This is a genomic window from Roseibium sediminicola (genome assembly GCF_023156505.1).
Taxonomy (GTDB): domain Bacteria; phylum Pseudomonadota; class Alphaproteobacteria; order Rhizobiales; family Stappiaceae; genus Roseibium; species Roseibium sediminicola.
This window is the reverse complement of record NZ_JALNMJ010000018.1, coordinates 96,282-119,008: the sequence shown is the minus strand read 5'-3', so window position 1 is coordinate 119,008 and position 22,727 is coordinate 96,282. Positions and strand designations below refer to the sequence as shown.

Genomic DNA, 22,727 nt, shown 5'->3' with positions numbered 1-22,727 from the left:
TTGCTTCGAACGGACTGCCACGTACCGCGGATCGTACGGTCTCCGGCCCACTTGGGAGGGCAGCAACCGGCCCTCCCAAAACCAATCTACAAAAATTCAAACAGATAAGGATCGGCCACTTGCGCCTTTGCAGGCAACAGGCCGAGACGCGCGCTAGGCGCGCTCCTCAGGATGACGCTTTCATATGTGGTGAGGCCTGGGTATCGGTGTGAGCCCGAATGCTCTATTCCGCCGCCTGCGTCTTCATTTCCGCCTGCACCGGCTGGTCCAGGGCGACGATCTGACGGTTCTGGAAGGCAAGCGCGACTTCTCCGCGTTTCAGCTTGAGAGCGGTCTCGCCGAAAAGCTCCCGTCGCCAGCCCTTCAGGGCTGCCACATCGGCCTCGTCATCGGCGGCGATCTTTTCAAGATCGTCGACCGTGGCGATCACCTTGGCGGCAACGCCGTTGGCTTCGCTGACCAGCTTTAGAAGAACCTTCAGAAGATCGACCGCAGCCGCCGAACCGTCCGGGGCCTGGCGGCCCTTTGGCAGTTTCGGCAAGTCTTTCTTGGGGATGTCGAGGGCCCGTTTCACGGCCTTCATGATCTCGTCGGCGGCCTTGGAGCGCTCGAAGCCGCGGGGGATCGTCCGAAGTCGGCCAAGCGATTCCGTGTCCTGAGGCTGCTGGGCAGCCAGTTCGTAGATGGCGTCGTCCTTGATCACCCGGCTGCGAGGCACGTCACGTGATTGCGCCTCGCGCTCGCGCCAGGCGGCGACTTCCATCATCACGGCGAGTTCCACCGGTTTGCGCACGCGCAGCTTCAACCGCTTCCAGGCCTGCTCCGGATCGGTACGATAGGTGGCGACGGAGGTCAGCACCTGCATCTCGTCCTGAACCCAGTGGCTGCGATTCTGTTCCGCCAGGTTCGCCTTCAGGAACTGGTAGGCGTCGCGCAGATGCGTGACGTCCGCAAGCGCATAATCGAGCTGCTTGTTGGTCAGCGGGCGCCGGGCCCAGTCGGTGAAGCGGGACGACTTGTCGATGTGGGCGCCAGTGACCTTGTAGACCAGCTGATCGTAGGAAATGCTGTCGCCGAAGCCGCACACCATGGCGGCGACCTGGGTGTCGAACAGCGGTGCGGGAATCAGTTCGCCCAGATGGTAGATGATTTCGATGTCCTGGCGCGCGGCGTGAAACACCTTAGTCACGCTGTCGTCGCGCATCAGGTCGAAAAAGGGTTTGAGGTCAAGCCCTTCTGCCAAGGCATCGACGATGAAGGCCATGTCCGGCCCGGCCATCTGGATGACACAGAGCTTGGGCCAAAAGGTGGTTTCACGGAGAAATTCCGTGTCCACGGTCACATAGTCATGGGCGGCAAGACGCTGGCACGCAGCGGCGAGATCTTTTGTTTTTGTAATCACATGCATGGTGACGGAAAGCTATACCCGAGTTCTGCCCCTTTGTCGCCACGAAATGGTAATTTTCAGCGTGGCGGATCTTGAAAAGGCGCAATATGTGCGCCTATGTTGAGGCGGTGGCCGGGAATGACAAACGGACGGGGAGAGACATGCGCAAAATACTGGTGGTGAACTCCAAAGGCGGCTGCGGCAAGACCACGCTGGCCACGAATCTCGCCGTCGCCCTGGCCGTGCGCGGAGAGGACGTCGCGCTGGCCGATGCCGACCGCCAGAAGTCGTCACTTTCCTGGGTCAAGCGCCGTCCGAAATCCCTGACGCCGATCGAGGGCCTCAACTGGACCAAGGAAGAGGCCATCGGCGACAAGGACAAGAAACTGGATGCTGTCGTCATTGACGGGCCGGGCGGGTTGCGCTCGGAGCTTGCAAAGAACCTGATCGCCGAGGCCTCCGACATCATCGTGCCGGTGCTGGCCTCTGCCTTCGACTGGGACGCGACGCTGAAATTCCTCGATGGCATTTCCGACATCAAGCGCGTGCGCAAGGGCAAGGCCGACATTTTTGTCGTCGCCAACCGCATCAACAAGCGTTCGACCCAGGTCGCCGACCTGGAACAGACCCTTGCCAAGAAGGGCTTTCCGCTGCTCGCCCGGATTTCCGATCGCGTCCTATACGCCCGCCACGCGGCCGCTGGTTCCGGCATATTCGACTATTCGGATTCCAAGTCGCACGAGGTCCGCGGACAATGGCATCCGCTTCTGCAAGCGGTGGACAGTTGACACACTCAGCTGCTTAAAAGCGTTTCGGCAGGCGCCGCGCAAGCCTCTCCCTTGACTTTCGCCGCGCAACATGGCTTGTGCAGCCCGACACGGCCTGCCTCCGGCGGGCCGTAATGATTTTCTATGCCAAGAAGAATACCGAGGAACAGTAATGCACCCCTACCGTAGTCACACGTGCGGTGATCTCCGTCTGTCCGACGAAGGCCAGACCATCCGTCTTTCCGGCTGGGTTCACCGGGTCCGAGATCATGGCGGGGTGCTGTTCATCGATCTGCGCGACCATTACGGCGTCACGCAATGCGTGGTCGATCCGGATTCGGCCGCTTTCAATCTGGCCGAGACCGTGCGCTCCGAATGGTGCATCCGCATCGACGGCAATGTGAAGCAGCGCACACCGGAAACCGTCAACAAGGATCTGCCGACTGGCGAGATCGAGGTCTTCATCCGCGAGATGGAAGTGCTGGGGTCCGCCAAGGAACTGCCGCTGCCGGTCTTCGGTGAGCTGGACTATCCGGAAGAGGTGCGCCTGAAATACCGCTTCCTGGACCTGCGCCGCGAGAAGCTGCACAACAACATGATCCTGCGCTCCAACGTGGTGCGCGACCTGCGCGACCGCATGTGGGCGATCGGCTTCAACGAGTTCCAGACCCCGATCATCACCGCGTCCTCGCCGGAAGGCGCGCGCGACTTCCTGGTGCCGTCGCGTCTGCATCCGGGCCGGTTCTACGCGCTGCCACAGGCACCGCAACAGTTCAAGCAGCTGCTGATGGTTTCCGGCTTCGACAAGTATTTCCAGATCGCGCCCTGTTTCCGCGACGAGGACCCGCGTGCCGACCGCTCGCCGACCGACTTCTACCAGCTCGACATGGAAATGTCGTTCGTGACCCAGCAGGAGATCTTCGACACGATCGAGCCGGTGATCGCCGGCTGTTTCGAGCGTTTTGGCAACGGCCGTCCGGTCAACCGCAACTGGCCGCAGATTTCCTATAAGGACTCGGCGCTCTGGTACGGCACTGACAAGCCGGACCTGCGCAACCCGATCAAGATGCAGGTCGTCTCCGAGCATTTCGCCGGCTCCGGCTTTGCCATCTTCGCCAACCTTCTGGAGCAGCCGGGCACGGAAATCCGCGCCATTCCGGCGCCGAAGGGCGGCAGCCGCAAGTTCTGCGACCGTATGAACAAGTTCGCCCAGGGCGAAGGCCTGCCGGGCATGGGCTATATCTTCTGGCGCAAGGCCGAGGACGGTTCCACGGAAGCCGCGGGTCCGCTCGCCAAGAACATCGGTCCGGAGCGCACGGAAGCCATCCGCCAGCAGCTTGGTCTGGAAGAGGGCGACGCGGCCTTCTTCCTGGGCGGCAAGCCGAAGCAGTTCACGGCCGTTGCCGCCAAGGCGCGTGTCATCATCGGCGAGGAACTCGGTCACACCGACAAGGACCGGTTCGAATTTGCCTGGATCGTCGACTTCCCGATCTACGAGAAGGACGAAGAGACTGGCGAGATCGATTTCGAGCACAACCCGTTTTCCATGCCCCAGGGCGGCATGGAAGCGCTGGAAGGCGATCCGCTTGACGTGCTCGGCTATCAGTATGACCTGTCGTGCAACGGCCATGAGCTGGTCTCCGGCGCGATCCGGAACCACAAGCCGGAAATCATGTACAAGGCCTTCGAGATCGCCGGCTATCCGAACGAGGAAGTCGACAAGCGCTTCGGCGGCATGGTCAACGCGTTCCAGTACGGCGCTCCGCCGCATGGTGGCTGCGCGGCCGGCATCGACCGCATGGTGATGTTGCTTGCAGACGAAGCCAATATTCGCGAAGTCATGCTGTTCCCGATGAACCAGAAGGCCGAAGACCTGATGATGGGCGCGCCCAACGAGCCGACCGCGGCCCAGCTGCGCGAACTGCATTTGCGCCTGAACCTGCCGGAAGCGTAAGCTTCGCTTGTTGCGGCGGCGACTCAAAAAAGAGTACCCCTTTTGGAAAGGGGCGAGGGGGCCGGCTTTGCTGGCCTCTTTCATGCTGGCAACGGCAATCTGAAGAAAGGCATTGCTTCGTGCTAAACCCTGCAAAATGGCAGGTCTGGGAAGATCCGGACGGCACCTTCCAAACCGTCAAACGGTTACTGAGCGAAAACATCCGCGCCTATATCCCGCGCTATGCGCTGGCCTTCGTTTTCATGGGCCTGGTCGCGGCGACGACCGCCGCCAGCGCCTGGATCATGAAAGACGTCATCAACGAGGTCTTCATCAACCGCGACAAGGCGATGATTTACGTCATCGCCGGTGTGGTGATCGGCATTTTCACGCTGAAAGGGGCCTCGACCTATGGCCAGATGGTCGTCCTGTCCCGGGTCGGCAACGCGATCGTCGCGGATCTGCAGAAGAAGCTGTTCAAGCGCCTGACCGAACAGGACCAGGCCTATTATGACCGCATGTCCCTGCCGGAACTCGCCATTCGCGTGAACACGGGCGCGGGCAGCGCCCGCAACGTCATTGACATGCTGGTTCTCAGCCTCGGCCGGGACATCCTGACCCTGATCGGTCTGGTTTTTGTCATGGTCGTGCAGGATCCGCTGATGAGCCTCCTGGCCCTGGTGATCATGCCGCCCGCCGTCATTGGCGTCAGCCTGCTGGTCAAGCGCGTCAAGACCTATGCCAAGCGGCAGGTGGTCTCGAACGCCAAGATCGGCGCAACCTTGCAGGAATCGGTTCTGGGCGTGCGCATCGTCAAGGCCTTCGGCATGGAGCCGGCCATGCAGAAACGAATGGCGGCTTCGGTTGCCGAGGTGCAGAGCCAGTCCAACAAGATTGCCTCTCTGACCGCGCGCACGTCGCCGCTGATGGAGACGCTCGGCGGAATTGCGATTGCGCTGGTGATCTTTTATGGCGGCTATTCGGTGGTTGAACTCGGCAAGGATCCTGGCGCCTTTTTCGCGTTCATCACCGCGCTGCTGCTTGCTTACGATCCGGCGCGGCGCCTGGCGCGCCTGAACGTCAATCTCAGCAAGGCGATTGTCGGCGTCCGGCTGATGTATGAGCTGATCGACGAAGAGCCGGACATCGTGAAGATTGCGGACGCGCCCGATCTGAAGGCGGGCAACGGCCAGGTGTCACTTGAGGATGTGCATTTCTCCTATGGGGAGGGTGCGGCGCTCAACGGGCTGTCGCTGACCGCCGAAGGCGGCAAGACCACCGCGCTGGTCGGTGCGTCCGGCGCTGGCAAATCGACGGTGTTTGCGCTGATCGAGCGCTTCTATGATCCGCTGTCAGGAAAAATCGTGATCGACGGACAGCCGATCAATGAGGTGTCGATGGCATCGCTGCGCCGGAACATTGCCTATGTTGGCCAGGAATCCTACCTTTTCAATATTTCCCTGCGCGACAACATTGCCGTCGGCAAGCCGGACGCGTCCCAGGCCGAAATCGAGGCGGCCGCGCGTGCAGCCAATGCCCACGATTTCATTCTGGAACTGCCCGAGGGCTACGAAACGCTGCCGGGCGAGGGCGGTGGACGCCTGTCCGGCGGTCAGCGCCAGCGCATTGCGATCGCGCGCGCCATGCTGCGCGACGCGCCGATTCTGCTGCTCGACGAGGCCACCTCGGCGCTTGACGCGGAGTCTGAAGCCAAGATCCAGTCTGCACTGGAAACGCTTATGGCAGGCCGGACGACGCTGGTGATCGCCCACCGGCTCAGCACCGTTCGCCATGCCCACCAGATCCATGTTCTGGACCGGGGCCGCGTCATCGAAAGCGGTTCTCACGACGTGCTGTTCGAACATGACGGCATCTACCGCCGCCTGTGCGAGTTGCAGTTCCAGAACCGGAACGAGGCGGCGGAGTAACCAAGGCTCCGTATCAAGAGACCAGCACGTAGTGTCGGGGCTTTCGAACCGCTGATACCCTCGTTTTCGTCATCCCGGACGCAGCGCAGCGAAGATCCGGGACCGGTGAACCGGGGTCTGTCGAGAAGACAATAGCTTCTTCGTCACGTAATCGTGCCTCTCCTGTCCCGGCACGCGCTTCGCTTGGCCGGGATGGCGCCGGTTGAGACGAATATTTGTCGAAATGAAAAAGCCCGGACAAATTTGTCCGGGCTTTCTGTCTTCCAGTATCTTGCAGGATCACTGGTTGGCGGTGATGCCGACCGAGAGGATCTGTGGGATCATCTGGGGTGCCAGCATGGCGGTGCCCATGATCTGCGACAGCGGAACCGGTGCGGACGGCGCGGCCGTCAGCTCCAGGGAACCCGGCGTGTTCAGATACTGCGTGACCGCCGCGGACACCTGACTTTCCAGCTCCTTGTTCTGCAGCATGCCCAACATCAGCGGCAGGCTACCGGTGAGGCCAGCCACGTATTGCGGGGTCTCGACCCCGGCCTTCTGGGCTTCCTGATCCAGTATGCGGCCGGTGAGCGAGGCGTCGTTCAGGCGGATCTTGGCATTGTCGACGGTCACGTTCTGCAGAAGCGCCATGGCTTCTTCCGGCTTGTCCGACTTTGCGTTGAGCTGGGTGACCACGTCCCGGGTCACGCCGCCGAGGGAGAGGGACACCGACAGGCTGGCAGCTTCTTTAGCGTCGATTTTCATTTCCGGAATGACAAGCGTGGCCGCTTCCGGATCCCATTTGCCCGAACCGGCGAGGTCGACAGTCAGGGTCTCGTAGCCGAGATCGGTCAGGGTCTTGGTTTCCTTGGCCTCCAGCTGTTTGACGTCGACAGTGGCGCCGGTTACTGCAAACTGACCCGCGGTCGGCAGATCGCCGTCCATGCCGTCGATCGACGAGGAAATCTTGGCGATGTCCGCGACTTTGCCGTCTTCATTGCGGATCTCGATCGCGGTGGCTTCGAGCGTCTTGTAACCTGGGCCGACAGGGGGCGTGTCCGCCTCCATTTCTGCCGGCGAGGGCAGCAGCAGATCGGTAACGTTGAGACTTGCCAGCGACATGCCGCCGTCGTCCGCGGTCAGTTCGAGCTTTTCCAGGCCGAGGCTGCCGAGTTTGAGGCGGCCACCTTCCTGGATCGCGCCGTCTGTCAGCGTGGTCGTGGCGATGGTTACGCGGCTGTCATCGTCCCCGTCCTTGGTGACGACGATGTCGCCGATGGTGACCGTACCGCCGGATCCTTCAACGCTGCCATAGCTTTCAACAGTCCCTTCCTCCGCGTCGAGCAGGCTCAGAAAGGCGTCGGCGATTTCATTGCCGGTCGGGTCGAAGGCGAGAGCCGGTGAGACCTGGATGGCGATCAGGCTGACGGCTGCCGTCAGGCCGGTTGCAATCCGGTTGGAACGGTAAAACTTCATTGAAACTCTCCACGAAATAGAGGTGCCACACTCTGCTTGATGATCCGGAGTGTGGCAAGGTGAAAGCCGACGCAAGGTTTATCCGCTTATGGTGGGCAGGATGTGTCGTGCGTCACATTTTGTGAGAACGCGGCAGCAGGCTCGGTGGAAACACAGACGCGGGGCCGACTGTATGTGTCAGGCGGCGACCTTTTCCGGAAAGCTGCTGTTGGCCCGTTCAATATCCTCCAGGGTCGGCAGGCTGGCCTCGTTGCCCAGATGCTGGATGGCATGGGTTGAGGCACCGCGTGCGAACCGGAAATGCTGGTCCCAGCTCCGTTCCGGCCAGCGCAGGTAGGAGGCGATATAGGCACCGTGAAAGACATCGCCGGCACCGTTGGAATCAACCACCTTCTCCAAGGGAACCGCGAGTGACGGCATGACCTTGTCCGGGCCGCCGGCCTCGTACCAGACCATGCCGTGTTCTCCGAGTGTGACGGCGCCTACGGGGCAGTTTTTCGAGCGAAGGTAAGTCAGCGTCTCGCCGGTCGATTTGCCAAGCTGCTGGCAAAACCGCTCCGACACGACAGCGATGTCGATGTGGTCCAAAAGCTCGTCTGTGTTCTCGCGCACCGCGCCGCCGTCGAGCGACGTCAGAATGCCGAGGTTTTTGCAGGTGGCGGCATAATGCAGCGCGGCATCCGGCATATGGCCATCCAGATGCAGCGCTTTCATTCCGGTGAGCGTCAATGGCGGGAAGGGGTGCAGGAAATCGTTGTCCCGGCAGCGGACAATGGCACGCTTGCCGCCTTTCGGCATGATGAAGGAGAGAGAGCTCTCATGCACTTTCCGGCCGTGGATCGAGATGCCGTAGGCAGCGGCCATGTCCAGGAACATGCGCGCGAGCCAGTCGTCCGCCTGTGAACACAGCAGTTCGGGCTTGCCACCGAGCTTGGCGCAGCAAAAGGCCGCTGTGACGGCGTTGCCGCCGAAGCTGATGGCATAGTCCTGCGCAATGGTTTTTTCGTCGCCTGTCGGCAGACGGTCGGTCAGGAATGTTACGTCGATATAGGCCTGACCGATGAACAATGCCTGCATGGAAACCTCCCAAAAAGCGGTTTTGTGTTTGAAATACAGCTAAGCACGGGCGAGCGGCATGCGGCTTTGATCTGGATGAAACGACAGGCAAGGACGTCGAATCTTCAGTCCTTGTTTACCCAGATCAGCCATGGTCAGAAAGAGTTTATTCACGAACAGGCCTGTGTCTTGTCTTTCCGCTATCTCGGTTTTGCGAAAACGGTTCTGATCGCCCTTGTACTGGCGGTCACGCCTCTGTTTGCGATCAACATCATTTTGAACCAGTATGCCGAGCGCCGTGCCGTGACCGAAATGGAGGCCATGGGCACTGCCTCGATCCTGCGCGCGGAAGAGGCCATCAGCACCACGGTTTCCTTGCTGCAACGCCTGGACCGGGACAATGTGCAGACCTGCAGCGCGCAGGACCGGGTGATCTACGAGAAGCAGATTGTCGAACATGGCATGATCGATGCGATCGGCCTGGCGGATGCAGCCGGTCAGCGCATGTGCATCATCCCGGACCGGGAACTCGCCGGAAAGGTGATCCTGCCTCCGGTCCGTGAAGATGGCCCGCTGGTCGGCATCGGCATGCTCGACCGCTCCTATCTGGGCGCGCGCGCAGCCGTGATCAGCTGGGACCTCAAAGACCAGACACGCCTCTTCGCCGAAGTCACGCCAGCTGTGATCGCCATGGATCCGGGGCCTGAATATTTGCGCTCCTATCGCAGGTCCGAATTGCGCCTCGGCGACAATCTGCTCTGGTACACGGTCGGCGGCTACAATTCCGAAGCCAGCGATCCCTCCGATATCCTGAACGTGGAAGTCACATCCGAACTCTACCCGCTGGTCGCCAGGGTGACGGCGCCGGTCTCTGCCGCGGGGCAGGTGGTGAAGGACCTGAAGGTCGTGGCCGCAGCCGCCTGTGCCGGCATTGCCGTTCTCTTCGTTGCCATCGGCGTCTGGCTGTCCTGGCGCCCGGAACGCGAGGCGGACGACGAATTCATCGCCGCCATCCGCAACGGCGAATTCATCCCCTATTACCAGCCGGTCATGGATATCGAGAGCGGGCGCCTGCGAGGCTGCGAGATCCTGATGCGCTGGCGCCGCCCGAACGGCATGATCGTCTCGCCGGGCCAGTTCATGGCCTATGCGGAAAACAACGGCCATATCTTCGACATGACCCGGCACATGATGCGCGTGTCGTCGGAGGAGATCGGCGAGCTCTATGGCGAAAACCCGGATCTGAAGCTCTCGATCAACCTGTTCGCCGGCCATTTCCTCGACCGCGAGATCATCGCCGACATCAGGTCCATCTTCGAGAAGTCCGAGATTTCCTTCCAACAGATCGTGGTCGAGGTCACCGAACGCCATCCGCTGGAGGATATGGAACTTGCACGCAAGATCATCGCCGAACTGCAGGCCCTTGGCGTGCGCGTTGCGCTCGACGACGTCGGCACCGGTCATGGCGGCATGGCTTACCTGCAGAAACTCGGCGTCGACATCATCAAGATCGACAAGATGTTCATCGACACGATCGGGTCGGATGACAATTCCACGACGATCGTCGATTCCATGGTCGAACTTGCCGACAATCTCGGCATGGGCATCATCGCCGAAGGTGTGGAAATGGAAGAGCAGATCGACCGTCTGCTCGAACTCGGCGTGACCGCAGCACAGGGCTATTTCTTCGCAGCGCCGATGCCGGCGGACGAATTCATCGAGTTCGCAGCGCGCGCCGAAGAGGACGCGCGCGAAAGGGCGCGCCTTGCCGCGGAGGCCGCTGCGGCCGAACAGGCTGCCAACGAAGCGGCGATGGTTGCCTGACCGGACACCACCCCCGGACCAATGCAAAGATCGAAAATTGTTCGGCCGCCGTGGCAAAAGCCTCGGAGGATTTTCTCGTCTTGCCATCTTGTCTGTACCGGCTGGACGGTATACACAGCACCAACTGTACTGACCGGACGGTAAAGAGCAATGACCACGCGCACGGCACGTAAGACACAGGATTCGAAGTCCGAGATCCTGCGGGCGGCCCTTGAACTGATCCGCCGGTCTGGCGCACCCAGTTTGACCATCGACGCGGTTGCCGAAGAGGCCGGGTTCTCCAAGGGCGGTGTGCTCTACAATTTTCCGACCAAGGACGCCTTGATCACCGGCATGGTCGAATTCCTGGCTGGCCAGTTCGAAGCGGAAGTGGCGGCAGCGCGGGAAGGGCACCTGGCATCGCAATGTCCGACACTCAGCGCCATGATCGACGTTACCGAGGGCTGGCTGCGCCAGAACCGGGATGTTGCAAGGGCAATGCTCGCCACCAAGGCGGACCGGCCGGACCTCAGCGAACCCTTCATGCATGTCAAGGCACGGCTCAAGGCAGCCATTGAGGCGGAGACCGACGAGACGGCCAAGGCCCTGGCCATCTGGGCCAGCCTTGAAGGCCTGCATTTTTCGGAAGCCCATTGTGTCGCGATTTTCAGCGAAGAAGAGCGCGCAGCGGTGTTTCAGGACCTGCGCAAGCGGCTCGCATAACTCAGAAATTAGGACGGAAGACCACATGTTGGCACGAGTTAAAGCCCCGACCGGCCGTTGGGCCGGCCTGTTGCTGGCCGCCGGAATGCTGGCCGCCTGCCAGGACCAGGCGGCCGATCCGGTCGCGGAAGCCGAAGCGGAGCTGCATGCCGCGCCCCGGCCGGCAAAGATTTTCACCGTGACCGATCAGATCGGCCTTTTGGAGCGGCGTTTCGCCGGCCGCGTCGCCGCTGTTCAGACCGTGGATCTGTCCTTCCAGGTTCCCGGCAAGCTCGTCAAGCTGCCGGTTCTGGAAAGCCAGCAGGTCAAGGAAGGCGATCTGATCGCGTCATTGGACACGACCGACTACGACCGGGCGCTGCGTGAGGCCACGATCAATGTGGAGCAGAGCAAGCGGGAACTGGATCGGCTTGAGACCCTGCGTGACCGCTCCGTGATTTCGCAGTCCGCCTATGACGAGCAGAAGAACAAATACGATCTTGCGCAGGAAAACGTGAAGGAAGCCAGGCAGAACCTGGAATACACCTCTCTCAAGGCGCCATTCGACGGCATCGTCTCCAACCGGCTGATCGACAATTTCACCACCGTCAGCGTCGGCACGCCGGTCGTGCGCATGCATGATGTCTCGGAGGTGCAGGTGGACATCAACGTTGCCGAAGCTCTGTTCGGCCGGGTGACCGCCTCCGAGGTCGCCTCGATAGAGGCGAAGTTTCCCGCCTATGGCGAAAAGCTGTTTCCGCTCACCTACCGCGAACATTCCAGCCAGGTGGATGAGATCACGCAGACCTATCGCATTACGCTGGCCATGCCGCGGAAAGGAGCGGAACAATTGTTTCCGGGCATGACCGCATCGGTGATCGTGAAATTGCTGCCCGAGGGCCTGGAACTTGGCGAACAGTTTCTGGTGCCGACCGGCGCCGTTGCCGTCGACGGTGACGGCAAGGCCTATGTCTGGTCCTATGCCGAGGACACCGGCGCCGTTTCCAGGAAGCCGGTCGAGATCGGCACCGTCATGGGGGACTACATTCCCGTGCGCGCGGGCCTTGAAGCCGGCGACGAGATCGTCTCGGCCGGGGTCGCCTATCTGAGCGAAGGCCAGACCGTGCGCCCGCTGCACTGATCCTAGGGTCTGTGGACAATTAGGATTTGGTCTTGGTTTGGATGCAAATGGCTCGAGTTCAAGGAGCAAAGGCGCAGGAAGGGCTGGCCCTTTCAAGCCTTTGCGACGCCGAAATGAGCCATTTGCACCAAATCCGTTCGGGACGCAGTGGATTTCGGTTTCGCGTGCGTCGGAAAGTTCTTGTGGTGGGCAACACCACAAGAACTTTCCTCCTTCTCGAAGACCGAAATCCGACAAGCGCCAAGACCCAAACCTAATTGTCCACAGACCCTAGGCAAGGCAGAGACAAGGAACCGACGCCGTGGATATTGCACGCTATTCCATTCAAAAACCGGTCAACACCTGGATGATCGTCCTGATGGCGCTTCTGGGCGGGCTCTGGGGCCTGACCACCGTGGGCCGGCTGGAAGATCCGGCCTTCACCATCAAGCAGGCGCAGGTGATCACCTCCTATCCGGGCGCAACGGCGGCGGAAGTGGAAAACGAGGTCACCGAGAACCTGGAAACCGCCATCCAGCAGATGCCGCAACTGGATCTGATCACGTCCGTGTCCGAGCCCGGCCTGTCGCGCATCAGCGTGGAGATCAAACCGACCTATGACGGCAGCGAGCTGCCGCAGGTCTGGGATGAACTGCGCCGCAAGGTCAATGACGAAACCCGCAATCTGCCGGCAGGGGCGGGCACGCCGCTGGTCTATGACGATTTCGGCGATGTCTACGGTCTCTTTTACGCCTTCACCGCCGACGGTTACACCAACCGGGACATCCGCACCACGGTCAAGCGGATCCGGCGCGAGCTTTTGACGGTCCCCGGCGTCGGCAAGGTCGAGGTGGCCGGTGAGCCGCAGGATGTCATCTATCTGAATGTCGATCAGGACAAGATGGCTGGGCTCGGCATTTCCTTCACCGACATCATCGGTGTCCTTGACGCGGAAAACCGCATCCAGACCAACGGCTCGGCTGTTTCGGGCGAAAAGCGCATCCGTCTGATGACGGCCTCAGCCTTTGACGACTACCGGGGCATTCAGGACCTGGTCATCGGCCGGCCGGGTTCAACGGCGATGATCCGCCTCTCCGACATTGCCACGGTGGAACTGGGCGAACCGGAAAAGCCGAACCGCCTGATCCGCCATGACGGCCATGAGGCGGTGACCATTGGCGTGTCCCAGGTGGACGGCACCAACATTGTCGAGGTCGGCGCGCTCGTGATCGACAAGCTGGCCGAAGTCGAGGCGCAGCTGCCGGTCGGCATGCAGATCCATCCGATCTACGAGCAGAATGTCGTGGTCGATGAAAGCGTGAACGGCTTTATCCTGAACCTGGCGGCCTCTGTCGTCATCGTCATCGGCGTTCTGGCCCTGTTCATGGGCTGGCGGGCCGCCCTTGTGGTCGGCACCGTGCTGCTGCTGACGGTGATGGCGACGGTTCTGTTCATGCGCATCTTCGCCATCGAGATGGAAAGGATTTCGCTCGGTGCGCTGATCATCGCCATGGGCATGCTGGTCGACAACGCCATCGTCGTCGCCGAGGGCATGATGATCAACATGCAGCGCGGCATGAAGGCGATCGAGGCGGCAAGCCGGGTGGTCAAGCAGACCATGTGGCCGCTGCTCGGGGCGACCGTGATCGGTATCATGGCCTTTTCCGGCATTGGCTTGTCGCCCGACGCGACCGGCGAATTCCTGTTCTCGCTGTTCGCGGTGATCGGCATTTCCCTGCTGCTGTCCTGGGTCTTTGCGGTCACCGTGACGCCGCTTTTCGGCAAGTACTTCTTCAAGACGGCAACGGGCAATCTGGACGACCACGACCCTTATAAGGGGATCCTTTACCGGATCTACCGGGCTTTCCTGGTCGGGTCGCTGCATGTCAGGCTGCTGACCGTGGTGGCGCTGATCGGCATCACGGTTGCCTGCGTCATGGCCTTCGGCAATGTCAAACAGGCTTTCTTTCCGGACAGCAACACACCGATCTTCTACGTCCATTACTGGTCGCCTCAGGGCACGGACCTGCGCGCCACCGAAGCGGACATCAGGGAAATGGAAGCGATCGTGCTCGCCGACGAGCGCGTTGACACCGTGACCAGTTTTGCCGGTGGCGGTGCGACCCGGTTCATGCTGACCTATGCGCCCGAAGACGCCAATCCGGCCTATGGTCACATGATCATCCGCACCACGAGCCGCGATGTCATCGACATGCTGGCTTTGGACCTGCGCCGGCAATTCGCCGACCGGTTTCCCTCCGCCCAGGTGATCACCAAGCGGCTGGTCTTCGGGCCGGGTGGCGGCGCCAAGATCGAGGCACGTTTTTCCGGTGCCGATGCGGATGTGCTGAAGCGGCTCGGCAACGAGGCGCAGGCCATCTTTGCGTTGCCGGAGAACAAGCTCGCCGACGTCAACACCAACTGGCGTCAGCGGGAGCTCGTCGTGAGGCCGATCTTCGATGAGGACCGCGCCAGGATTTCCGGCGTGACCCGCGAGGAACTCTCCGTTGCCCTGCAGTTTGCCACCGAGGGCATTCGCGTCGGTTCCTTCCGGGACATCGACGAGGGCATCCCGATCGTTGCCCGCAAGGCCAACCAGAATGGTTTGTCGGTCAATGAAAGCGTGTCGGATTCGCTCATCTGGAGCAGCAACCAGCGCCGCTATGTGCCGGTCGACCAGGTTGTGGAAGAATTCAGGATGGAGCCTCAGGACACGCTGATCCATCGGCGCGACCGGCTGCGCACCCTGACAGTCAAGGCAGAAACCACGGCCGGGGAAACCGCGACCGCTGCGCTCGCCCGCGTCCGTCCCCAGATCGAGGCCATCGAGCTGCCGGCCGGCTATGCCCTGGAATGGGGCGGCGAATATGAAAGCACCAAGGACGCCCAGGCCTCGCTTGGTGCCCAGCTGCCGCTCGGCTTCCTGGTGATGCTGATCATCTCGATCTTGCTGTTCGGGTCGGTGCGCCAGCCCTTGATCATCTGGCTGATGGTGCCGATGTCGATCAACGGGGTCGCGATTGCGCTTCTGGCAACCGACACGCCCTTCGGCTTCATGTCGCTGCTCGGCTTTCTTTCCCTGTCGGGCATGCTGATCAAGAACGCCATCGTGCTCTTGGAAGAAATCGATCTCCTGATCGGCGAGGGCAGGGACAAATACGAGGCGATCGTCGAGGCGAGTGTGTCCCGTATGCGCCCAGTCATGCTGGCGGCGATCACCACCATCCTCGGCATGGCACCGCTATTGTCGGACGCCTTCTTCCGCGGCATGGCGGTAACGATCATGGGCGGCCTGGCCTTTGCCACAGTGCTGACCCTGATCGCCGCGCCGGTGCTCTACGCCCTGTTCTTCCGGGTGCGGCCGCCGAAGAAGACAAAGGCGGAACCGGATAGCGGGCCATCGCCGGTTCCCGCCGAGTAGACTGGTTCAGACACGAAGCGCAAAGAGGCGGCCAATGCCGCCTTTTTTAAGCCTTAGCCCATCCCTTTCGTCATCCCATGCCTTGACCATGGGCCTGCCCTCGTCGGGATCGGGGGATCCATGCCGTTGCCTCGATAGTAGAAAAATTCTCTTCGTGTGGACGGGTCACGGCATGGATTGTCGGATTCAAGTCCGGCAATGACGAAGTAAAGGGAAGGGACTGAAGCTCGTAGCCTGTCCAGAGGACGAATGCCAAGGGGATGCTGACCGATCAAACTCTCCTGGTGACACCGGTGGGACAGAGGCAGCTGAAAATCGGGTCTCAAAAAAGCCCGCCCGCGAGGCCTGTTGCGGGCGGGCGGTCCAGCTGGGACGGCCTTCGTGGTCCGGACGGCGGATGTCCGGGATGGGGCAGAGGGCACAGGTCTGGCTCGTCTGCAATCTTTCGATTGAAGGCTCAGACGCGGTGCGCGGAAGCCATCTCGCGCTGGACTTTGGACTTGGAGGCCTTGACGTTGTCGAGCACTTCCGGGCAGGCGCTGCCCGATCGCTGCTTTTCCGACAGGAACGAGCTCATGCGGGCATCCAGATCCTGCAAGCGCGTGCGTCTTCTGTGCTGCGCCGGTACTGCCGGCAGTACCGGGAAAAAGGGCCAGAACATCGGCATTTAAAGCTCCGTGTCAAAAGGGTGGCTGGTGTCAATACGCCAGGCGGCTGGCGTTGAGGCCGGTTTCGATGCGGTTGATTTCGTCCCGAAGCCGCAGCTTGAATTTCTTCAGCGAACGAATGTGCTGCGTGTCCGGATAGGGGTGCAATTCTTCCCGGCGGATCAGGCTGTCCAACGTGGTGTGCTGACTGCGCAGGGACTTCAGACGGTTATACATCGCCGGCCTCCTCTTCGATTGGGCGGGTTGCTGACACACTGGATATGGGGGCTGAAAAGAAATAGGAGAAATATATTGTTTGTATTAGATTGATAGGGAAAATCTATTAAATGGGAGAGAGCGATGCGCTTCCGGCCGTCCCCGCGGCAACTGGAGTATTTTGTCGCCCTGGCCGAGACGCTGCATTTCGGCCGGGCTGCTTCCGCCTGCCATGTGTCCCAGCCGACCTTGTCCGCGCAGTTCAAGCTTCTGGAAGACCAGATCGGCTGCACCTTGCTGGAAAGGCGCACGGGCAGTGTCAGTCTGACCGCTTCCGGCGAACGGCTGCTGCCGCTGGCGCGCCAGACGCTTGAAAATCTCGACGAAATCGTGACAGCGGCGCAAGTCGGCCAGGCCAATCTGGGCGGCCTGATCCGTCTCGGTGTTTCGCCCACATTCGGGCCCTATTTCATGCCCTATCTTCTGCCGGGTTTGAAAAGCGCCTACCCGGATCTCGAACTCTATATCCGCGAGGACCGGCCCAATCTTCTGGAGGAGGGGCTGTCCTCGGGCGTGCTGGATTGCATTCTCACGCCGGACGTCCCGCCGTCAGACAATTGGTCCACGCGCATTCTGTGCCATGAAAGCGTCTCCCTGGCGGTGCCGAAGTCCCATCCGCTAGCCGGTCTGGATGTCATTCCGGTGAAGATGCTGAAAGGCGAAAAGCTGCTGGCGCTCAGCCAGGGCTTCCGTCTCTATGACGATGTCCAGGCACTGGCACGTGCCGCCGGCGCTGATTTCCGTCAGGACTATGAAGGCACCAGCCTCGATGCCCTGCGCCAGATGGCGTCGATCGGCATGGGGCTTGCCCTGTTTCCGGCTGCCTATATCGCCTCGGAATTCGGTAAGGAACCGGATCTGCTCCTTAAAAAGATCGACGGCCTGCCGATGCGCCGACTGATGTCCCTGGTCTGGCGGCGGGGCAGTTCCAGAACGGCGCATTTCGAGAAACTGCTGACGCTTGCGCGGCAGGCGGTTGTCGACATGGCGGTTGAAGGCGTTGCGCTTGAAAAAGCATAAGAGCCGTCCGTGACCGCGGCTGGGCTGCGCCCAAGTAGTCCTCCCGATATTGTCGGCTTTCCAAAAACGTGCCAGCCTTCCTTTCCAAGGCGAAGGAGGAGAGCCATGCCTGAAATTTCAAGCGATCGCGATTGTCAGACGGTCATCACCACGTTCGAAATGACGCCGGGCACCTGCTTTGACCTGCTGGACGAGTTGAAGGATGCCTACGAGAACTTTATCCGCCACCAGCCGGGCTTTATCGGAGCGGGCCTGCATGTGAACGATGCCCAGACCCGCATCGCCAACTATTCCCAATGGCGCCGGCGCGAAGACTTTCTGGCGATGCTTCGGACGCCGGAAATGCGCGAACGCAACCGGCGCATTGGCGCGCTGTGCAAGAGCTTCGAACCGGTCATGTATGATGTGGCCGAAAGTTTCGACCAGGACTGAACCGGTTTCCTGTCCGAAAAGCAAACAGCCGCCCCGAGGGCGGCTGTCGTCATTTCAATCGCTCGCAGATTATTCGTATTTCGCCAGGATCTTGGCCTGGGTGCCGTCGTCGATCATCGCCTTCAGCGCGTCCTGCATCTTCTTGACATTGCCGGCATCCGTTCCCGGATTGCAGGCCATGGACAGGACCGTTTCCGATAGGACAACGGCCAGGTCGACATCCGTGCCGTCTTTCTTGAGGCTGTTATAGAACGCCTCGGACACGGCCATCATGTCGATGCGTCCGGCCTCCAGCTTTTTCAAGGTGGTTTCCATGTTCTTGGCGGCGTCGATTTTCGGGAAGTCCTGCTGCTGCAGCAGCGATTCGGTGTAGTCCTGCGACTGCGTGCCGATGGTGAAGGCCTTGGCGTCGTCGATGCTGCCCGGGTTGACGTCTGAACCGGCTTTTTTGATCAGAAGCGTGCGGTCGACATTGAGCGGCTCGATCCAGACGAATTTCGGATCGCGCTCTTCGGTGTGGGACGCCGTGAAGACGCAGTAATTGGCTTCTTTTTCCGCAAGACCGATGGCGCGAGACCATTGCGCCATTTCCACATCATAGGACAGTCCGGCGCGATTCATGATCTCGAACACCTGATCCGCGCCGAAGCCGACGATCTTGTCGCCGTCCTTGTAGTTGAAGGGCTTGTATTCTTCGGTGGTCAGGTTGATATCGGCGGCCTGCGCCGGTGCGGCCAGCACGACTGCGGACAGGGCGGCGAGCGCAAGGATATGTTTCATGGGAGTTCCTTCCTGAAAGATGGGAGGCTGATCTGCTTGTTATGCTCCGTTAGGTAACTCCGGGAAATGACGAAAAGGTTACTCGTTTCAAGTAAAGAGAAAGAAAATGGTTAAATCGATTCAATCGCAAAAACGTTCCTGTGTTTTGGTTTAGGAAAAGTTTTTGTCATTTACTGTCAATTTTTACGCCTTGATATTATTGCTAGGGGTGAAAATTTCTTTGAGGTTGTCATGATGGGCTATATCATCACAAATTGCTGTTCCTTAGGACCGCGGCAGCTTTGCGCGGCGATGAACGCCGCATTTTCGGATTACGTCGTCCCGCTGAGCCTGACCCTGGAGCAGTTCGAACACTTCCAGTGGCAACGGGGATTTGTGGCCGCGCAATCCTTCGTCGCGCTTGAGGGCGATGACATCGCCGCCTTCTGGTTCTCCGGCCTGCCGGATCCCCACAACGGCAACCGGGCCTACACCCTGTCAGTGGGGACGCGTCCTGAGCATCGCCGCAATGGATTGTCCCGGCGCCTGCTGAATGCGGTCGTCGACGCGCAAAGCCAACACGGGACGTCAGGGCTTCAGTTGGAAGTGATCACGAGCAACAGCGCCGCCATCAGCAGCTATGAGTCTTTCGGCTTCTGCCGTCACCGATCCTTGCGTGTGTTGAAATTGGAAACGGAACCGTCGGCCGCGAAACAGGTTCATCCGGTGAGACCCCTTGACCTGAGCGATTTGCCCGAGAGCGACACTGGCTTTTTCGATGCAGCCCCCACGCCTCAGAACAGCCGGACTGCGCTGCGCGCCTTGACCCCTGATTTTCAACTGCTCGGGGTCAAGGAGAACGCGGAGCTTCTGGGATGGGGCGCGGTTTATCCGGACGGCGCGGTCGCCCAGATGGCTGTAGCGGAAAAGGTCCGCCGCCAGGGCATCGGCAGCGCGATCTTGCGGGCGCTCTGGCACGCGGCGGATCAGCAATCCCTGACATTCGTCAATGTGGATGCCGCCGCCACCGGCGTGAACGCCTTTCTGGACCGGGCGGGGGCGGAAGAGTTGTTGCGGCAATATGAGATGCGGCTCGATCTGACTTGATCGACGCTTCGGCGAGCAATTGGAAGCGGATCAGTCGCTTTTCCGGAAGGGCGCGTGTTCGGCCAGCGCCTCGTTTTCCCGTTCCACCGCTTTCCGTTCATGTTCCAGAAAATCGGCAACCGCCTCATGCAGCCCTTCATGGGCGATCCAGTGTGCGGAATAGGTGGTGGTCGGCAGATAGCCACGGGCAAGCTTGTGAGCCCCTTGCGCGCCGGCCTCCACCCGTTTCAAGCCGCGATCGATTGCAAAGTCGATGGCCTGGTAATAGCAGAGCTCGAAATGCAGGAACGGGTGATGCTCCGTGCAGCCCCAATGGCGGCCGAACAGGGTTTCCGATCCGATGAAATTGAGCGCGCCGGCGATGTATCGGCCGTGCCGCTTGGCCAGCACCAGCAGCGTGCGCTCGGCCAGGCGTTCGTTGATCAGCGAAAAGAACTTGCGGTTCAGATAGGGCCGGCCCCATTTGCGCGAGCCAGTGTCCATGTAGAACGTGTAGAACGCGTCCCAATGAGCTTCCGTCAGATCGGCGCCGGTGACCCATTCGACCTCGATGCAGTCCGCGCTCAAGGCCTCGCGCCGTTCTTTCTTGATTGCTTTGCGCTTGCGCGAGGCGAGGTCCGCCAGAAAACCGTCGAAACTGTCGTAGCCGGGATTTTCCCAGTGAAACTGCTGATCGGTGCGCTGCAGGTAGCCGAGCTCACCGAGACTGTCCCATTCCGGCCTGGTCAGGAAGGTCGCGTGAACGGACGAGGCGCCCGACCGCTGGCAGACCTGGACCAGGCCCGCGGCCAGGGCCTGCAGACCCGCGTCGCGGTTCACCCCGGGACCGGTCAGAAAACGGCGGCCCGTCGCCGGTGTGAACGGCACGGAAATCTGCAGTTTCGGGTAATAGTCGCCGCCCGCGCGGTGGAAAGCGTCCGCCCAGCCGTGATCGAACACATATTCGCCCTGGGAATGGCTTTTGAGATAGGCGGGAACGGCGCCCATGACCGTTCCGGAGCTTTCCTGAAGAAGCATGTGCCGCGGCAGCCAGCCCGTGTCCGCCGTGGCGCAGCCGGAGGCCTCGAGCGCTTCAAGAAAAGCGTGCGACAAGAAGGGGTTGAAGTCTGTTTCTTCAGGCAGAGGATCAAGATCGGCGCCAAGCGCACCAGCCAGATCGTGAGCCGTGATGCAGGTCGTGTCCCGTGACAGATGTCCGCGCCCTGACAGGGACCAGCCAGGATTGGCGACCCGGTCCCAGGCTGCCGCGTCGACGTCTTTCAGGGAAGACAGAATACGCAGCGTGACGGGATCCTGGCCACTCGCGTTGGCCGGAGTGCCACTGTCCTCGGACTGGGAAGAGGTCATGCTTTAGAAGACGCTGAAAGTCGAAACCATGACGACAAATGTAGCGCGGCCATATTGCGGTGCAAGAGGAGATCGCTTTCTGGCCTGCAAATTGATGGCCGTCAGTCCGGCGCCTGGTCCGGGTCGAACCCTTCAAACACCATCTGGTCGGCAAAGAGGCGGGCCCGCTCGCGCTGTTCCCTTGTGCGTACGGTCCAGCACATCAGTGGAACATGAAACAGACGGCGCAACAGGCTGGGCCCGGCCTTGGGCAGATCCTTGACCCCGTAGGAAATGAAATGCGGCCGCGTCCGCGGCGCGTGCAGAATATGGCGCAGAATGAACCGGTCAACGCGGCCGCAGCGGGCATAATCCGGGCCCGGCGCGGCGCCGTCGGCTACGATGCCGCGCAGGACATCGGGCCTGTGTGCCCGCGCATGGGACAGCATGTCCGGATCGAAGCTCTTCAGGCAGGCCGGGCCCTTGTAGGCGGCGATCTGGTCGCAGACATGGCGGACAAAATCGCCCTGGGCGTCCCGGCGCATCAGCGACTTGATCTCGATCACCAGCGGCACCTTGCCGTCGACCAGGTCGAACAGGTCCCGGAGCAGCCACAGCCTGTCCGTGCCGGTTTTCATGGAAAGGAGCACCAGATCGGCGGAGTTCTGCTCGATCACACGGCCGCCGCCATCCACCAGCCTATCCAGCGTGTAGTCGTGAAAGACCAGCGCCTCGCCATCGGCCGTTTCCTGGACATCCACTTCAATCGCAAAGTTGCGATCCATCGCGTTCCGGATGGCCGTTGGGGTGTTTTCAATGATGCCGTCATCGGCGTTGTGAAAGCCGCGATGTGCAATCGGGCGCGCGAATATGGCTTCGAGGTCCGGGGTCATGGCAGGGCAATTTCTGGCTTGGAGGCGGAGCTCCCTCGTCGGGAGCTCCAGATAAATCAGGCTTGGATCTCGAAGATGGCTTCGATTTCGACAGCGGCACCGAACGGCAGCGAGGCGGCGCTGACGGCGGACCGGGCGTGGCGGCCGATCTCGCCCATGGCCTCGACCAAAAAGTCGGACGCGCCGTTGATCACCTGGGGCTGATCGGTGAAATCCGGTGTCGAATTCACAAAACCGACGATCTTCACCAGCCGGGTCACCTTGTTGAGGTCGCCCGTGGCGGCTTTCGCCTGCGCCAGCAGGTTGATCGCACAGAGCTTCGCCGCCCGCTTGCCGTCGTCTACGGAGAGACCGTCACCCAGCTTGCCGCTGACCTGGATCTTTCCGGCTTCCATCGGTAGCTGGCCGGAAATGAACAGCTGGTTGCCCGTTTTCACATATGGCACGTAGTTGGCAGCCGGTGCGGCGGCCTCGGGCAGGGAAATCCCCAGATCATTCAAACGGGCTTCAATCGGGCTGCTCATCGGCCGTCTCCAGGTTCGAGGTCTGTCGGCGTGTCTTGGCGCAATTCGGCAAAGGTGACAAGGCCAAAAACACCCAATTCGCAGTCCGGCCGGGGCCTCGAAGGCGGCAGGGTGCGTGCCGGGGCCGGGCGGCCCGAGCGGAAATGGATCCCGATCGGAGAATTTGCGATC

19 protein-coding genes are annotated in these 22,727 nt (G+C 60.9%); 10 read left to right on the top strand and 9 right to left on the bottom strand.

The features are described from left to right. Nucleotides 1-223: 223 nt before the first annotated feature. The gene (gene rnd / locus M0H32_RS21890) at nt 224-1,408 is read right to left on the bottom strand and encodes a ribonuclease D (RefSeq protein ID WP_248157641.1); all 1,185 of its coding nucleotides are present in this window, start codon (nt 1,406-1,408) and stop codon (nt 224-226) included. Nucleotides 1,409-1,548: 140 nt separating this feature from the next. Between rnd and M0H32_RS21885 the strand changes: the two genes are divergently transcribed. From M0H32_RS21885 to M0H32_RS21875, 3 genes are all read left to right on the top strand, one after another. Beyond that, nucleotides 1,549-2,175, top strand: coding sequence for a ParA family protein (locus tag M0H32_RS21885; RefSeq protein WP_248157639.1), 627 nt, complete (start codon nt 1,549-1,551; stop codon nt 2,173-2,175). Nucleotides 2,176-2,326: 151 nt separating this feature from the next. Further along, nucleotides 2,327-4,108 carry an aspartate--tRNA ligase gene (aspS, locus tag M0H32_RS21880; protein WP_248157637.1) on the top strand — a complete coding sequence of 594 codons (1,782 nt, stop codon included), beginning with the start codon at nt 2,327-2,329 and terminating at the stop codon, nt 4,106-4,108. A 119-nt stretch (nt 4,109-4,227) separates the two neighbouring features. After that, nucleotides 4,228-6,015: an ABC transporter ATP-binding protein gene (locus M0H32_RS21875; RefSeq protein ID WP_248157635.1), complete on the top strand. Its 1,788-nt coding sequence runs from the start codon at nt 4,228-4,230 to the stop codon at nt 6,013-6,015. 279 nt (nt 6,016-6,294) lie between these two features. Here the strand turns inward: M0H32_RS21875 and M0H32_RS21870 are convergent, their stop codons facing one another. Both M0H32_RS21870 and M0H32_RS21865 read right to left on the bottom strand, forming a co-directional pair. Then, a complete protein-coding gene (locus tag M0H32_RS21870) occupies nt 6,295-7,470 on the bottom strand; it encodes a hypothetical protein (protein WP_248157633.1) in 1,176 nt (391 codons plus the stop codon). A 177-nt stretch (nt 7,471-7,647) separates the two neighbouring features. After that, a complete protein-coding gene (locus M0H32_RS21865) occupies nt 7,648-8,547 on the bottom strand; it encodes a sugar kinase (protein ID WP_248157631.1) in 900 nt (299 codons plus the stop codon). Nucleotides 8,548-8,658: 111 nt separating this feature from the next. Here M0H32_RS21865 and M0H32_RS21860 point away from each other — a divergent pair, with 111 nt between their 5' ends. The 4 genes from M0H32_RS21860 (at nt 8,659) to M0H32_RS21845 (ending at nt 15,572) form a co-directional block, all read left to right on the top strand. Next, complete coding sequence (locus tag M0H32_RS21860) at nt 8,659-10,350, top strand: EAL domain-containing protein (RefSeq protein WP_248157629.1); 1,692 nt, start codon at nt 8,659-8,661, stop codon at nt 10,348-10,350. A 150-nt stretch (nt 10,351-10,500) separates the two neighbouring features. Continuing rightward, nucleotides 10,501-11,052: a TetR/AcrR family transcriptional regulator gene (locus M0H32_RS21855; protein WP_248157627.1), complete on the top strand. Its 552-nt coding sequence runs from the start codon at nt 10,501-10,503 to the stop codon at nt 11,050-11,052. 25 nt (nt 11,053-11,077) lie between these two features. Next, nucleotides 11,078-12,172, top strand: coding sequence for an efflux RND transporter periplasmic adaptor subunit (locus M0H32_RS21850; protein ID WP_248157626.1), 1,095 nt, complete (start codon nt 11,078-11,080; stop codon nt 12,170-12,172). A 301-nt stretch (nt 12,173-12,473) separates the two neighbouring features. After that, on the top strand, nt 12,474-15,572 hold the full coding sequence (locus M0H32_RS21845; RefSeq protein WP_248157625.1) for an efflux RND transporter permease subunit: 3,099 nt from the start codon (nt 12,474-12,476) through the stop codon (nt 15,570-15,572). 457 nt (nt 15,573-16,029) lie between these two features. On the opposite strand, the gene M0H32_RS21840 is transcribed toward M0H32_RS21845, so the two are convergent. Together M0H32_RS21840 and M0H32_RS21835 are read right to left on the bottom strand one after the other, a co-directional pair. Continuing rightward, nucleotides 16,030-16,239 (bottom strand): hypothetical protein, encoded by a 210-nt coding sequence (locus M0H32_RS21840; RefSeq protein WP_248157624.1) that lies wholly within the window; start codon nt 16,237-16,239, stop codon nt 16,030-16,032. A 31-nt stretch (nt 16,240-16,270) separates the two neighbouring features. Next, nucleotides 16,271-16,456: a YdcH family protein gene (locus tag M0H32_RS21835; RefSeq protein WP_248157623.1), complete on the bottom strand. Its 186-nt coding sequence runs from the start codon at nt 16,454-16,456 to the stop codon at nt 16,271-16,273. 123 nt (nt 16,457-16,579) lie between these two features. Here M0H32_RS21835 and M0H32_RS21830 point away from each other — a divergent pair, with 123 nt between their 5' ends. Next, complete coding sequence (locus M0H32_RS21830; protein WP_248157622.1) at nt 16,580-17,515, top strand: LysR substrate-binding domain-containing protein; 936 nt, start codon at nt 16,580-16,582, stop codon at nt 17,513-17,515. A gap of 105 nt (nt 17,516-17,620) precedes the next feature. Further along, nucleotides 17,621-17,947, top strand: coding sequence for an antibiotic biosynthesis monooxygenase family protein (locus tag M0H32_RS21825; protein WP_248157621.1), 327 nt, complete (start codon nt 17,621-17,623; stop codon nt 17,945-17,947). Nucleotides 17,948-18,016: 69 nt separating this feature from the next. On the opposite strand, the gene M0H32_RS21820 is transcribed toward M0H32_RS21825, so the two are convergent. Next, nucleotides 18,017-18,727: a substrate-binding periplasmic protein gene (locus M0H32_RS21820; RefSeq protein WP_248157619.1), complete on the bottom strand. Its 711-nt coding sequence runs from the start codon at nt 18,725-18,727 to the stop codon at nt 18,017-18,019. Between the two features lie 231 nt (nt 18,728-18,958). Here M0H32_RS21820 and M0H32_RS21815 point away from each other — a divergent pair, with 231 nt between their 5' ends. After that, nucleotides 18,959-19,813, top strand: a complete 855-nt coding sequence (locus M0H32_RS21815) for a GNAT family N-acetyltransferase (protein WP_248157617.1) — start codon at nt 18,959-18,961, stop codon at nt 19,811-19,813. A 30-nt stretch (nt 19,814-19,843) separates the two neighbouring features. Here M0H32_RS21815 and M0H32_RS21810 read toward each other — a convergent pair whose 3' ends face one another. The 3 genes from M0H32_RS21810 to M0H32_RS21800 all read right to left on the bottom strand — a co-directional run bounded on the left by M0H32_RS21810 (nt 19,844) and on the right by M0H32_RS21800 (nt 22,556). Continuing rightward, nucleotides 19,844-21,160, bottom strand: coding sequence for a GNAT family N-acetyltransferase (locus tag M0H32_RS21810; RefSeq protein ID WP_248157615.1), 1,317 nt, complete (start codon nt 21,158-21,160; stop codon nt 19,844-19,846). A 101-nt stretch (nt 21,161-21,261) separates the two neighbouring features. Further along, the gene (locus tag M0H32_RS21805; RefSeq protein ID WP_248157613.1) at nt 21,262-22,032 is read right to left on the bottom strand and encodes a glycerophosphodiester phosphodiesterase family protein; all 771 of its coding nucleotides are present in this window, start codon (nt 22,030-22,032) and stop codon (nt 21,262-21,264) included. Between the two features lie 56 nt (nt 22,033-22,088). After that, nucleotides 22,089-22,556 (bottom strand): RidA family protein, encoded by a 468-nt coding sequence (locus M0H32_RS21800; protein ID WP_248157611.1) that lies wholly within the window; start codon nt 22,554-22,556, stop codon nt 22,089-22,091. Between the last annotated feature and the right edge of the window lie 171 nt (nt 22,557-22,727).